This window comes from Streptomyces fulvoviolaceus (genome assembly GCF_000718165.1).
Taxonomy (GTDB): Bacteria; Actinomycetota; Actinomycetes; order Streptomycetales; family Streptomycetaceae; genus Streptomyces; species Streptomyces fulvoviolaceus.
The window spans coordinates 41,674-55,417 of record NZ_JOEY01000005.1; the positions used below are offsets into that span (position 1 = coordinate 41,674).

The window sequence follows — 13,744 nt, forward strand, 5'->3', positions numbered from 1 at the left end:
TCTCTGGTACGAGCAACTCAGAGGGGCCGCACGGGAGTTACTTGGTGAGATGCCCCGGCCCGAAGGCCTGCGGCAGCATCTCCGACAGCGGCAGGATCCCCGCCGGGGTCTCCAGGAGCAGACCCGGGCCGCCGAACTCGTACAGCAGCTGCCGGCAGCGGCCGCACGGGACGAGGATCTCGCCCCTGCCGTCGACGCAGGTGAAGTGCGTCAGCCGGCCGCCGCCGGTGTTCTGCAGCTCCGAGACCAGTCCGCACTCGGCGCACAGGCCGATTCCGTACGAGGCGTTCTCGACGTTGCAGCCGGAGACCGTACGGCCGTCGTCGACCAGGGCCGCCACGCCGACCGGGTAGCCGGAGTACGGGGCGTACGCCCGGGACATGGCGTCCCGGGCCACCGACCGCAGCTTCTCCCAGTCGACCGCGGAGACCGCGGAGACCTCAGAGACCCCGGAACCGGACTCGGGCGAGGTCACTTCCCTTGTCCCTTCCGATACGGCATACCGTCCGCCTTCGGCATCCGCAGTCGCTGCGCGGAGAGCGAGAGCACCAGCAGGGTGATGACGTACGGCGTGGCGGTGACGACCTGGTTCGGGACCTCGTTCGTGGTGGCGTACCACACGAACATCAGGGCCGAGATGGCGGCGGTGACGGCGGCGGGGACGTACTTCTTCTTCCACGCCAGGTAGAGCACGCCGACGAGCAGCAGGATCGCGAGCAGCAGGATCAGCGCGTGGACGTTGGTCACGCCACCGCGCAGCTTGAGGCTGTCGGTGTAGCCGAACAGGCCCGCGCCGAGGGCGAGTCCGCCCGGCATCCAGTTGCCGAAGATCATCGCGGCGAGGCCGATGTAGCCGCGGCCTGCCGTCTGGCCGTCGAGGTACACGTTGGACGCCACGATCGACAGGAAGGCGCCGCCGAGGCCGGCGAAGCCGCCGGAGATGATCACGGCGAGGTACTTGTACTTGATGACGTTGACGCCGAGGGACTCGGCCGCGATCGGGTTCTCACCGCAGGACCGCAGGCGCAGGCCGAAGGACGTGCGCCACAGCACGTACCAGGTGGCGGGTACGAGGGCCACCGCGATGACGGTGAGCGGCGACAGGTCGGTGATCAGACCGCCGACCAGGCCGGCGATGTCGGAGATCAGGAACCAGTGCTTGTCGTTGAGGGTCTCCAGCCAGCTGGACAGGCCCGGAACGTCGAAGGTGCCGAGCGACTCGATCGGCGGGGACTGCTTGGAGGAGCCCTGCGGGGCCTCCTCGAAGGTGAACTTCGACAGGTAGCGGGTGGTGCCCAGCGCCAGGATGTTCAGGGCCACACCGGAGACGATGTGGTTGACGTTGAAGGTCACGGTGGCGATGGCGTGCAGGACGGCGCCGAGCGCGCCGCCGACGATGCCGACGAGGACGCCGGTCCAGGGGCCCCACTGATAGCCGGCCCAGGCGCCGAACCAGGTGCCGAGGATCATCATGCCCTCGAGGCCGATGTTGACGACGCCTGCGCGCTCGGCCCACAGACCGCCGAGGCCCGCGAGGCCGATCGGCACGGCGGAGCGCAGTGCGGTCGACATCTGGCCGGTCGAGGTGATGCCGTCCGCACCGGTGATCAGACGGACGACGGACGTCAGGATCAGCACGCCCGAGATGATCAGCAGGAGGACGGGGAGCGAGATCCGGCGGCTGCCCTTGCCGGGCTGCTTCGCGAGCGCCTTGGCGATGGTCGCGGTGCTCATCAGACCGCCACCTCCTTCTTGGTGTTCTGGGCGGCGGCCGCGGCCAGTTCCTCACCGACGCGCTTCTGCTGGCGGCGCAGACCCCAGGAGCGGACGACCTCGTAGGAGATGACGACCGCGAACACGATCAGGCCCTGCATGATCGTCGCGATCTCCTTCTCGTACGGCGTCGGGATCGCGTAGTCGAGAGCGGGGGACGCCTTGTCGAGGAAGGCCCACAGCAGGGCGGCGAGTGCGATGCCGCCGGGGTTGTTGCGGCCGAGCAGGGCGATGCCGATGGCGGTGAAGCCGAGTCCGGCCGGGAAGCTGAGGCTGTAGGTGTGGGCGTCGCCCAGGAGCAGCGGGAGGCCGGAGATGCCGGCGACCCCGCCGGAGATGAGCATCGCGGTGAGGACCATGCGCTTGGCGTTGACGCCGGAGGCCGCGGCGGCGGTCTCGGACTCGCCGGTGGCGCGCAGGTCGAAGCCGAAGCGGGTGCGGTTGAGGACGACCCAGTAGGCGATGCCGACGGCGACGGCGAGGAAGACCAGGCCGTAGATCTCGCCGACGTCGGCGCCCAGGTCGATGCCGGGGACCCAGCCGGACTCCTTCATCACGCCGGTCGTGACGTTGTCGCCGACCAGCACACCGAAGTTGTCGCGGAGGCTGAGGTAGCCGATGACGCTGGTGGCGATCGCGTTCAGCATGATCGTCGAGACGACCTCGCTGACACCCCGGGTGACCTTCAGGACGCCCGCGACGCCGGCCCACATGGCGCCGGTGAGGGCACCGACGAGCAGCAGCAGCGGGATCTGGAGGAAGGACGGCAGCGCCACGTGCGCGCCGACCACGGCGGTCATGAAGGCGCCCAGGCGGTACTGGCCGTCGACGCCGATGTTGAAGAGGTTCATACGGAAGCCGAGGGCGACCGCGAGCGCGGCGATGTAGTACATCGACGCCTGGTTGATGATCAGTACCTGCACGTCGGAGAACCCGGCCTGCTCGATCATCAGGCTGTACGGCTCGATCGGGTTCTTGCCGGAGGCGATCAGCACGACCGAGGTCAGCAGGATCGCCGCGACGAGCGCCATGACCGGTCCGGCCACGGCGAGGAGCACGCGCTCCTTGTCGAACTTCTTCATCGGGCCTCGTCCTCCGGGGCGGCTTCTGCGCCTTCTACATCGCCGTCTTCTACGTGCTCCAGGTGACCGGACGCGGCACCGGTCATGGCCGAGCCCAGTTCCTCGGGAGTGATGGTGGCGGGGTCCGCGTCGGCGACCAGCCTGCCGTCGTAGATCACCCGCAGGGTGTCCGACAGGCCGATCAGCTCGTCCAGGTCCGCGGAGATCAGCAGGACGGCCAGACCCTCGCGGCGGGCCTCGCGGATCCGGTCCCAGATCTGCGCCTGCGCGCCGACGTCCACACCGCGGGTGGGGTGGGCGGCGATCAGGAACTTCGGGTTGTGGCTCATCTCGCGGCCGACGATCAGCTTCTGCTGGTTGCCGCCGGAGAGGGAGGCCGCGGTGACGTCGATGCCGGGGGTGCGGACGTCGTACTGCTCGACGATCCGGCGCGTGTCCTCCTGGGCGCCCTTCGGGTTCAGCCAGAAGCCCTTGGCGTTGGGCGTCTCGGTGACGTGGCCGAGGATGCGGTTCTCCCAGAGGGGGGCCTCCAGGAGCAGGCCCTGGCGGTGGCGGTCCTCGGGGATGTAGCCGACGCCGGACTCGCGGCGCCTGCGGGTGGGCCAGGGGGTGATGTCCTCGCCGAGGAAGGCGATCGTGCCGGAGTCGGCGTTCTTGGTGCCGATCAGGGCGTCGATGAGTTCGGTCTGGCCGTTGCCCTCGACGCCGGCGATGCCCATGACCTCGCCGGCGTGGATGGTGAAGGTGACGTCGTCGAGGACCTTCTTGACCTCGGCGCGGTTCACCTCGTCCATGAGCAGACCGGCGGACGACTCACCGAGCGACACCGCGCCCGAGGAGTAGACGGTGAGGCCCGCGACGCCGATGACGGGCTTGTCGGTGACCGTCGACTCGGCGGTCTCCGGGGTGGGCAGCTCGCTGCCGACCATCATCTCGGCGAGCTGGCGCGGCGTGGTCTCGGCGGGGACGGCGGTGCCGACCGTCGTGCCGCGGCGAATCACGGTGATCTCGTCGGCCACCGACAGGACCTCGCCGAGCTTGTGCGAGATGAAGATGACCGAGAGGCCCTCGGACTTGAGCTCGCGCAGGTTGGCGAAGAGCGCGTCGACCTCCTGCGGGACGAGGACGGCGGTCGGCTCGTCGAGGATCAGGATGCGGGCGCCGCGGTAGAGGACCTTGAGGATCTCCACGCGCTGGCGGTCGGCGACGCCGAGGTCCTCGACCAGGGCGTCGGGGCGGACGCCGAGGCCGTAGCGGTCGGAGATCTCCTTGATCTTCCTGCGGGCGCCGCCGCCGATGCCGTACAGCTTCTCGCTGCCCAGCACCACGTTCTCCAGGACCGTGAGGTTGTCGGCGAGCATGAAGTGCTGGTGGACCATGCCGATGCCGCGGACGATGGCGTCGGCGGGGCTGGAGAAGGTCACCTTGTCGCCGTCGACCGCGATGGTGCCCTCGTCCGGCTTCTGCATGCCGTAGAGGATCTTCATCAGGGTCGACTTGCCGGCGCCGTTCTCACCGACGAGGGCGTGCACGGTGCCCTTTCGGACAGACAGGTGGATGTCGTGGTTGGCGACGACACCCGGGAACCGCTTGGTGATCCCCGCCAGCTCGACCGCGATCGTCGACTGATCGGTGAGCGGAGGGCTGCTGGTCGCGTCGATGGCGCACTCTCCTTGGGAAAGGGGCCACTCTACGCGCGTAGCGCCCCTGCTTTAAATAGTGCCCGGACCTGATCGGTTCTTTTCGAGAGCCGATCTGTTCCGAGCATTGTGCCGCTCGAACGGGGCGTGAGAAGCCATCCTCCTCACACCCCGTTCCGTGGCCGTAACGCTGCCATTACAGGGCCTTTTTGGCCAAGCCCCGTACCGGCTTCGTGACCGGAAGGTCAGGAGGTCTTCACCGTGATGGAGCCGTCCTTGATGCCTTCCTCGGCCTTCTTGATCGCGTCCTGGATCGCGGTGTTGTCCGCGAAGGTCGGGTTGGAGTTCGACAGGCTCACGCCGCCGTTGTCCAGGCTGCCGCGGATCTCACCGGTCTCCGGCTTGCCGTCCTTGACGGACTTGGCCAGCTCGTAGACAGCGCCCTCGACGTTCTTCATGGCCGAGGTGAGGATCGAGTCCTTGTACGCGGCCAGCGCGGTCTGCTTGTACTGGTCCGAGTCGACGCCGATCGCCCAGATCTTGTGCGCGGCGGCGGCCTTGATGACGCCCTGGCCGGAGAGACCGGCGGCCGCGTAGACCACGTCGGCGCCGTCGTCGATCTGACCCTCGGCCGCGCTCTCGCCCTTGTCCGGGCTGGAGAAGCCACCCTCGGCGGCGGTCTCGGTCAGGTACTGCGACTGGACCTTGACGCCCTTCTTGGTGTCCTCGACGCCCTGCTTGAAGCCGGCCTCGAACTTGTGGATGAGCGGGACGTCCACGCCGCCGACGAAGCCGACGGTGTTGGTCTTGGTGGCCTTGGCGGCGGCGACGCCGGCGAGGTAGGAGGCCTGCTCCTCGTGGAAGACGAGGTTGGCGACGTTCTTCTCCGTGAAGGAGTTGTCGTCGACGATGCCGAAGGTGGTGTCCGGGTACTTGGAGGCGACCTCCTTGACGGCCGGCGCGTACGCGAAGCCGACGCCGATCACCGGGTTGTAGCCCTGCTTGGCGAGGGTCTCCAGACGCTGGGTCTTGTCCGCGTCGGACTCGCCGTCCTGCGGCTCGACGGCGGTGGACTTGTAGCCGAACTCCTTGTCGGCCTTGTCCAGGCCGGCGGTCGCGGCGTCGTTGAAGGACTGGTCACCCTTGCCACCGACGTCGTACGCCAGGGCGAGGCCAAGGTTCTTGTCGCTGTCACTGCTGCTGGACTCGCTGGACGAGCTGCCGCAGGCGGACACGGTCAGTGCAAGGGCTGCGGCAGCAACGCCTGCAACCGTGAAACGGGACACCCGGCGCATGGAACGAGACTCCTTTGTGCAAGCGCCCAAACCAGGCGCTGGTTCCGCCGCAGCGTAACGCGCGTAGACCAGACGGAAAACCCCAACTGTCCGGTCCGTTATCGAGCTGTGGCCACAGTTGTAGGCACAGAGTACGGACAGCAGTACGCCCCTTGCAGGAGGCAAGGGGCGTACAGCTGCAACGATGCCCTGGTGGGCGTATGAAAGGCGGAATTCAGGCGTCCGTCGTTGTTACGTGGTCTTGACCCCGACTACAAGATCTTGACCGTGACGACTACGAGGTCTTGACCGTGACCTTGCCGTCGATGATCTCCTGCTTGGCCGCGTCGACCGCCGCGACGACGTCCGTCATCGCCTTGTACTTCGGGTTGGAGTCGGCGAAACCGACACCGCCGGTCTTCAGGGTGCCGCGCTGGACACCGCTGAGCGGCTTGCCCTCGTAGACGGACTTGGCGAGGTCGTAGACCGCGCCGCCGACGTTCTTGAGCGCCGAGCCGAGGATGTAGTCCTTGTACTTGGCCAGCGCGCTCTGGCTGTACTGGTCGGAGTCGACGCCGATGGCCCACACCTTCTTGGCGGCGGCCTCGGAGATCACGCCCTGACCGGACAGGCCGGCCGCGTGGTAGATGACGTCGGCGCCCTTCTCGATCTGGCCGCTGGCCGCCTCCTTGCCCTTGTCCGGGCTGGAGAAGCCGCCCTCCTGGGGCGTCTCGGTCAGGTACTGCGACTCGATGGTGATGCTCGGGTCGACGGACTTGACGCCCTGCTCGAAGCCCGCACCGAACTTGTGGATGAGCGGGATGTCCACACCGCCGATGAAGCCGACGTGCTTCTTCTTGGTGGCCTTGGCGGCGGCGACGCCGGCGAGGTAGGAGGCCTGCTCCTCGCTGAAGACCATGTCGGCGACGTTGGTCGCCTTGACCGTCTCGTCGTCGATGATGCCGAAGGTGACGTTGGGGTACTTGGTGGCGACCTCCTTGACGGCGGTCGCGTAGATGTAGCCGACACCGATCACCGGGTTGTAGCCGGCCTTGGCCAGCTGCTCCAGGCGCTGCACCTTGTCGGCGTCGGACTCGCCGTCCTGCGGCTCGATGTCCGTGCCGCCGAACCCGAACTCCTTGTCGGCCTTCTCGAAGCCGGCGTAGGCGGCGTCGTTGAACGACTGGTCGCCCTTGCCGCCGATGTCGTACGCCAGGCCGATCCCCTTGCCCGAGTACTTGCCGGACGCCGACGACGACGCGTCGTCGCTGCCCGCGTCCTTGCTGGAGCCGCCGCAGCCGACGGCCGTGAGTGCGATGACCGCGACGGCCACCACAGCTTGGGAGAACCTCGTCCTCCTGGATATCTGACGCACAGCAAGCACCCCTTCGTCCCCACGGATCCGTCGCCGGTCCGCTCTTCCCCAAGTCGCCGCCGAGGGCAGCGATTTCGGCGCACAGTAACGCGCGTAGAAGGGTTGGGGAACGGGGTAACTCATGGCCGTTATCGATTCGTGCCGACACCGGGTTACGACCGTGCGCAACCGGTTACGTCCGGGTGACACAAGGGGACGAAGGGGCGCCAAACGGGGCGCCCCTTCACGAGTTCTTTTCGCTACGGCCTCAGAGCCTGTGTCACATCCCCGGCCGGATCAGCGCACGTCGTCTGGTGCGTGCGATCGCAAGGCGCCGGAGCGCCCTCGTGGCGGGCGTTTCGGCAACGCCGCGAGCGTGCGTGCCAGGCGGCGGGCGCCCGGCCGGGGATGTGACTCAGGCTCTCAGGAGACGGCGTCGATGAACGCGGCCGCCGTGAACAGTTCCACGCCGACCGTGATGGCCGATTCGTCGGCGTCGAAGTCGCCCTGGTGGAGGTCGCGCCCACCGCGTTCGCCGGGGGTGCGGACGCCGAGGCGGGCCATGGCGCCGGGCACGTGCTCCAGGTACCAGGAGAAGTCCTCGCCGCCGAGGCTCTGCTCGGTGCCCTCGACGGAGTCGGTCCCGCGGCGGGCGATCATCGCCTCGCGCACCAGCTCGGTGACGACCGGGTCGTTGACGACGGGCGGGACACCGCGCACGTAGGTGATCTCCGACTTGGCCCGGTGCAGATTGGCGACCTCGTCGATCGCGGCGACGACGATGTCGGGCGCCTGCCGCCACGCCTCGATGTCGAGGCAGCGCACGGTGCCGGAGAGCTCGGCGTGCTGCGGGATGACATTCGGGGCGTGGCCCGACTCGATCCGGCCCCAGGTCACCGCGACCCCGCTGCGGGTGTCGACGCGCCGGGCGACGAGCGCGGGCACGTCGGTGACGACACGGGCGGCGGCCGTCACCAGGTCGGTGGTCAGGTGGGGGCGCGCGGTGTGCCCGCCGGGCCCGTCCAGGGAGATCTCCAGCCGGTCGCAGGCGGAGGTGATGGCGCCCTGCCGCAGGCCGATCTTCCCGGCGTCGACCTTGGGGTCGCAGTGCACGGCGATGATCCGCCCCACCCCGTCGAGCACCCCGCACTCGATGGCGTCGGCGGCGCCGCCGGGCAGCACCTCCTCGGCGGGCTGGAACAGCAGCCGCACGGGCCGCGGCAGCAGGCCCCGGCTGTGGAGGTCGGCCAGCACGAGTCCGGCGCCCAGCACCACGGTGGTGTGTACGTCGTGCCCGCAGGCGTGGGCCCGGTCCGGCACGGTGGAGCGGTACGGGCACTCACTCTTCGTGTCCGGGATGGGCAGGGCGTCGATGTCGGCGCGGAGGGCGAGCATGGGCCGCTCCCCGTCCCAGTCACCGATGTCACAGACGAGGCCGGTCCCGACGGCGAGTACGCGCGGCTTCAGGCCGGCCTTCTCGAGCCGTTCCTTGATCGCCGCGGTGGTGCGGAACTCCTGGTTGCCGAGCTCCGGGTGCATGTGCAAGTCACGCCGGAACGCGACGAGTTCGGCACGCAGCCCCTCGGGCAGCGTGCCGGGAAGCACGGCTTCCCCGGGGAGATCGGCCTCGGGCTCTTGGGACATCAGTTGCGTCACCCTCTGAAGGGTAGGACGCCCGGGTAGCCAACTGACCCTCGATCAACAAAAGTTCAGCCCGTTAGGGGAAGAAAATCTGGCCGCCGGACGCATATGTATCGGTTGGGATGGGTAAACTCACTCAATTTTCGCTCGAGTGGATCTTGAGTTGGATCTTGAGCAGCTCACCCGTCCTCTCCTCCACGGATACCACGCCCCGCACGACCACGTCGGTTCTGTTCATCTGTCGGGATCCCGGAACCGTCACCGCCGGGCGACGGTTCGGTGACCCTGTGTACACGGAGTGCGCGGTGTGGGCACGCTGCCCCTATGACGATCCCTTTGGCGGACGGCCGGCTGGCCTGTGGCTGTGGCGAGGACCAGATCCCCTGGATGCTGGCGAAATTCGGGTTCCTGGGGATGGCGGGGCTGGTCCTGGCGGGCCTGGTCGTGATGATCCTGGCGGGCTGGGTGCTGGCCTCGGCGGTGTCTCTCGTCACATGGTGGCGGCATCCGCCGGTGACGACCGAGGAAACTCCACAAGGCTCTTTGGACGGCTTCACCTGGAGGAGCGAGGAGCCCCGCTAGGGTGCGGTCCGTGACCGCCGAGACCCCTGATTTCATACGGGCCACCCGTACCTCGTACGACACGATCGCCGACGCCTACACCGAGCAGTTCCCGGATCATCTGGCCGACAGCCCCCTGGAGCGCTCCCTGCTCGGTGCCTTCGCCGAGATGGTGAGCGCGAACGCGAACGACGGGGCTCCGGCCCCTGTCGCCGACCTGGGCAGCGGACCCGGATACGTCACCGCGCGCCTGCACGCCCTGGGCCTGCCGGTCTTCGGGGTCGACGTCTCGCCCCGGATGGTGGAGCTGGCCCGCCGGGCCCATCCCGACCTGCGGTTCCACGTGGGGTCGATGACGTCCCTGGACCTGCCGGCCGGGACACTGGGCGGGATCGTGGCCCTCTACTCGATCATCCATGTGCCGGACGAGCACCTGCCGGCGGCGTTCGCGGAGTTCCACCGGGTGCTGGTGCCCGGTGGCCACGTCCTGATCATGTTCCAGTTCGACGAGACCGCGGACCGCATGCACCTGGCCGAGCGCTTCGGGCACGAGATCTCGCTCGACTACTACTGGCGTACGCCGGAGGCCGTGGCCGAGCGCCTCGCCGAGGCGGGGTTCCAGCTCCAGGCCCGGATCCTGCGCGAGCCGCGGGGAGAGGAGAAGATGCCGCGCGGCATCCTTCTCGCCCACAAGGAGCTCCGCTGAGCGCTCCGCTGGTTATGCGGTTCGTTTGCCGCGGGCCGGTGGGGGCTGGTCGCGCCCACGCGGCGGAGCCGCATATCGACACAGCCCCGCGCCCCTGAAGGGGCCCGGTTCCGCAGCCGACTTCACCAGGCCCGCTCAGACCGCGCTCACCGCCGACAACCGGTGCACGTCCCGCGCCGTCCCCGTCACCCCCGACAGGAACCCCTGCGCCCGCGGTGAGGCGTTCTGGGTCAGCCAGGCGGGGTCGATGTCGCAGACCGCGACGCGGACCTCCGTGCCGGAGAGGGCGAGCGGGAGGGTGTGGACGACGGTCGACGGAAAGCTGAGGATCGTACGGCCGATCGGGCCACGGCGGGCGATCAGCTCCAGCGGAAGGTCCGGACGGACGATCTCCAGGCCCGACTCCACGGCCAGCCGGTGGAGCTTTTCGGTGCTCTCCCTGCGGTGGGCGAAGTAGCGGGTGGCGCCGTGCGCCTTGGCGAGGGTCTGGACGGCCTCCAGGTAGCGGTCCGCGTCCACCACGCCGGTCTCCACCAGCGAGGTGCCCACCATGTCGGCGCCCTTGGTGATGCGGGGCGGGCCGAAGCGGGAGCGGGTCCAGGCGAAGGCGTTCGCGGTGACGGTCACGCCGGCCGGGGTCTCCTCCATCGGCATGGAGGAGAAGATCTCCACCCGGCGCTTCTCGCTGGGGGTGAGGCGGCGGCGGGCCGAGGAGGACACCGGGGCGAAGAGCAGGTCCCGCGGGCCCGGGCGGCCGCCCTTGCGGTGCCAGCGGACGAGGCGTTCGCCGCGGGCGAGTTGGGCTACGAACTCCATCGTGGCCGTGCCGTCGTCGACGACGACCAGGTCACGGGCCTTGGTGATGGTCAGCAGGAGCTGTACGTAGCGGGAGAAGGGGTCGCCCAGGACGACCCGGTCCGCCCTGCGAAGCCTCCCGGTCAGGCCGCCGATCGTCTGGAACGGTGCCGCCGGGCCACCCCTGGCCTCCTCCCAGCGGACCGTGTGCCCCTCTTCCCGGGCCAGCTCGGCCATCCGGCGGAGCTGGCCGCGGGTCATGGGGTCGGTCGGGGACAGCACGACGAGGGTGAGCTCCGCGCCGGGCGCATGGGCGTGCGCCCACTCCAGCACGTTCAGGAGCTGTACCGGGCTCTCGACGAACGCGAGAGTGGTGTGGCGGCCGGCGGATCCGGCGCGGCGGCTCATCGACGTAGGACCGTCCCCTGGGTCGTTCTGGCTCAGACCGATACCGGCTCGCCCGCGGCGGCGGCGATCTCCGCCTCGGCGATGACGCCCGTGACGCGGCGCAGCTTCTTCATCGGGCCGAGCTCGGAGTCGTAGACCTTCTTGACGCCGTCACCGAGGGAGGCCTCGATGGTGCGGATGTCGCGGACGAGGCGGGTGAGGCCGCCCGGCTCGACGGAGGCGGCCTGGTCGGAGCCCCACATCGCGCGGTCGAGGGTGATGTGGCGCTCGACGAAGGTGGCGCCGAGGGCGACCGCGGCGAGGGTGGTCTGCAGGCCGGTCTCGTGGCCGGAGTAGCCGATCGGGACGTTCGGGTACTCGGCCTGGAGGGTGTTGATGACGCGGAGGTTGAGCTCCTCGGCCTTCGCCGGGTAGGTCGAAGTGGCGTGGCAGAGCAGGATGTTGTCGCTGCCCAGGACCTCGACCGCGTGGCGGATCTGCTTCGGCGTCGACATGCCGGTGGAGAGGATGACCGTACGGTTCGTGCCGCGCAGGGCGCGCAGCAGCTCGTCGTCGGTCAGGGAGGCGGAGGCCACCTTGTGGGCGGGGACGTCGAACTTCTCCAGGAAGGCGACGGCCTCGGTGTCCCACGGGGAGGCGAACCAGTCGATGTTCTTGCTCTTGGCGTAGTCGTCGATCTGGCGGTACTCGTCCTCACCGAACTCCACGCGGTGGCGGTAGTCGATGTAGGTCATGCGGCCCCAGGGGGTGTCGCGCTCGATGTCCCACTGGTCGCGCGGGGTGCAGATCTCCGGGGTGCGCTTCTGGAACTTCACGGCGTCGCAGCCGGCCTCGGCGGCCGCGTCGATCAGCTTGAAGGCGTTCTCGAGCTCGCCGTTGTGGTTGATGCCGATCTCACCGACGACGTAGACGGGGTGACCCGGGCCGGCGGTCTTCGAACCGAACGTGCGCAGACGGGAGTTGGTGCTCATGACAGCGGGTTTCCTTACTTGGTGAGGGAGTCGAGAGAGGGGCCGAGGATCCAGCTGGCGATCTCTCGGATCGCGCCGTCACCGCCGGGGAGGGTGGTGACCGCACGTGCGGCGCCGCGTACGACGTCGTGGGCGCTCGCGACCGCCACGGGCCAGCCCACGAGGGCGAAGCACGGGAGGTCGTTGACGTCGTTGCCGACGTAGAGCACGCGCTCCGGCGCGATGCCCTGCTCCTCGCACCACTGCTTGAGTGCGAGGTCCTTCCGGTCGATGCCGTGCAGCACGGGAATCTGCAGCTTCCGTGCGCGGGCGGCGACGACCGGGTTCTGCTCCGTGGACAGGATCAGCATCTTCTGGCCCGACTTGCGCAGGGCCGCGATGCCGAGTCCGTCTCCGCGGTGCACGGAGACGAACTCCTTTCCATCGGCGTCGATCAGCACCCGGTCGTCTGTCTGGGTGCCGTCGAAGTCCAGTACGACCGCGTCGATGTCGGCGACGGTCGGCAGCGAACCGCGGCGGTCCGCGTCGAACAGGGGGGCCAGCGCGCGGGCGCGGGCCAGGTCGTGCGGGTCGTCGATCTCCAGCACGCGGGCGGGGTCCGTGCGGACCAGCTCGGTGCGGCCGAAGAAGCGGTGCTGGTGCTTGCGGAAGCCGGGCCCGGCCATCGCGTAGGCGGCGCCGGTCTCCAGGAGGTCCTGGGGGCGGTCCTGGCGGCGGGGGCGGAAGGACTTGTCGTGGTTGACGCCGTAGCCGCCGCCGGTGGCCGCGTCGGCCTCCGCGACGGTGCCCGGGGCGGCGGCTGCGTCGGCCCCCGCGTCGCGCCAGATGAACCCGTGGAAGGGGGCCACGGTCACGGCCGTGTCGGCGCCGTTCTCGACGACCGCGGCGGCCACCCCGTCGATGTCCTCGCGGACGATGAAGGGGCTGGTGCACTGCACGAACACCACCACGTCGACCACCGCTCCGTGCAGGGCCTCGTGGGTGTCCATGGCGTGCAGGACCGCGGCCTCGGAGGTCGCGGTGTCCCCGGCGATGGCGGCGGGCCGCAGCACGACCTCGGCGCCGGCCTCGCGGGCCGCGGCGGCGATGGCCTGGTCGTCGGTGGAGACGACCACATCCGTCACCAGGCGGGTAGCGCGGCACTCGCGCACGGCACGGGCCACCAGGGGCACACCGCCCACGGAGGCGAGGTTCTTCGCGGGCACGCCCTTGGAGCCGCCGCGCGCGGGGATCACCGCGAGCACCCGGCGCACCGAAGCGCCTTGGCCCGCTTGCGGGTTGGACATGGGCTGTACTCCTTGGGCTCCTTGCGGAGGAATCGGGGCGGGCACGGCTTGCGTGCCGGTGGGGGGCGGGGTACCGGGGACCTGCGGCGCGGTGGCCGGGCCGGGGGCGCCTGCGGCTTGTTCGCCGGTCGGGGCCGACAGGCCTACGGCCGCCCGCGCGCCCACCGGCTCGGGCGCAGCCGGTGTCGGGGCGGCGCAGCCGCCCTCAAGGGGCGCGGGGCTGTGTCGATATGCGGCTCCGCCGCGGGGCGCG

The 13,744-nt window shown here is 69.5% G+C and carries 12 protein-coding genes; 2 read left to right on the forward strand and 10 right to left on the reverse strand.

Annotated elements, in window-relative coordinates:
• Window positions 1-37: 37 nt before the first annotated feature.
• From IG08_RS0106455 to IG08_RS0106490, 7 genes are all read right to left on the reverse strand, one after another.
• Window positions 38-475 carry a cytidine deaminase gene (locus IG08_RS0106455; protein ID WP_078655470.1) on the reverse strand — a complete coding sequence of 146 codons (438 nt, stop codon included), beginning with the start codon at window positions 473-475 and terminating at the stop codon, window positions 38-40.
• Window positions 472-1,734 carry an ABC transporter permease gene (locus IG08_RS0106460; protein WP_030597336.1) on the reverse strand — a complete coding sequence of 421 codons (1,263 nt, stop codon included), beginning with the start codon at window positions 1,732-1,734 and terminating at the stop codon, window positions 472-474. Before IG08_RS0106460 ends, IG08_RS0106455 begins: the two co-directional genes overlap by 4 nt.
• Window positions 1,734-2,855, reverse strand: a complete 1,122-nt coding sequence (locus IG08_RS0106465) for an ABC transporter permease (protein ID WP_030597339.1) — start codon at window positions 2,853-2,855, stop codon at window positions 1,734-1,736. The genes IG08_RS0106460 and IG08_RS0106465 overlap by 1 nt, the downstream gene beginning before the upstream one ends.
• A complete protein-coding gene (locus tag IG08_RS0106470; RefSeq protein ID WP_078655471.1) occupies window positions 2,852-4,516 on the reverse strand; it encodes an ABC transporter ATP-binding protein in 1,665 nt (554 codons plus the stop codon). Before IG08_RS0106470 ends, IG08_RS0106465 begins: the two co-directional genes overlap by 4 nt.
• A 224-nt stretch (window positions 4,517-4,740) precedes the next feature.
• Window positions 4,741-5,790: a BMP family lipoprotein gene (locus IG08_RS0106480; RefSeq protein ID WP_030597343.1), complete on the reverse strand. Its 1,050-nt coding sequence runs from the start codon at window positions 5,788-5,790 to the stop codon at window positions 4,741-4,743.
• Between the two features lie 274 nt (window positions 5,791-6,064).
• Window positions 6,065-7,102, reverse strand: a complete 1,038-nt coding sequence (locus tag IG08_RS0106485) for a BMP family lipoprotein (protein WP_030597345.1) — start codon at window positions 7,100-7,102, stop codon at window positions 6,065-6,067.
• Between the two features lie 444 nt (window positions 7,103-7,546).
• Window positions 7,547-8,767, reverse strand: coding sequence for an amidohydrolase (locus IG08_RS0106490; protein WP_030597347.1), 1,221 nt, complete (start codon window positions 8,765-8,767; stop codon window positions 7,547-7,549).
• 321 nt (window positions 8,768-9,088) lie between these two features.
• Between IG08_RS0106490 and IG08_RS0106500 the strand changes: the two genes are divergently transcribed.
• Together IG08_RS0106500 and IG08_RS0106505 are read left to right on the forward strand one after the other, a co-directional pair.
• Window positions 9,089-9,346: a hypothetical protein gene (locus IG08_RS0106500; protein WP_043453419.1), complete on the forward strand. Its 258-nt coding sequence runs from the start codon at window positions 9,089-9,091 to the stop codon at window positions 9,344-9,346.
• A 10-nt stretch (window positions 9,347-9,356) separates the two neighbouring features.
• Window positions 9,357-10,031, forward strand: a complete 675-nt coding sequence (locus tag IG08_RS0106505) for a class I SAM-dependent DNA methyltransferase (protein ID WP_030597352.1) — start codon at window positions 9,357-9,359, stop codon at window positions 10,029-10,031.
• A 135-nt stretch (window positions 10,032-10,166) separates the two neighbouring features.
• On the opposite strand, the gene IG08_RS0106510 is transcribed toward IG08_RS0106505, so the two are convergent.
• The 3 genes from IG08_RS0106510 to IG08_RS0106520 are packed head-to-tail and all read right to left on the reverse strand — an operon-like array spanning window position 10,167 to window position 13,491.
• Complete coding sequence (locus IG08_RS0106510) at window positions 10,167-11,234, reverse strand: hypothetical protein (protein WP_030597354.1); 1,068 nt, start codon at window positions 11,232-11,234, stop codon at window positions 10,167-10,169.
• A gap of 32 nt (window positions 11,235-11,266) precedes the next feature.
• Window positions 11,267-12,205 carry an N-acetylneuraminate synthase family protein gene (locus tag IG08_RS0106515; RefSeq protein WP_030597356.1) on the reverse strand — a complete coding sequence of 313 codons (939 nt, stop codon included), beginning with the start codon at window positions 12,203-12,205 and terminating at the stop codon, window positions 11,267-11,269.
• A 14-nt stretch (window positions 12,206-12,219) separates the two neighbouring features.
• On the reverse strand, window positions 12,220-13,491 hold the full coding sequence (locus IG08_RS0106520) for an N-acylneuraminate cytidylyltransferase (protein WP_030597358.1): 1,272 nt from the start codon (window positions 13,489-13,491) through the stop codon (window positions 12,220-12,222).
• Window positions 13,492-13,744: the final 253 nt, after the last annotated feature.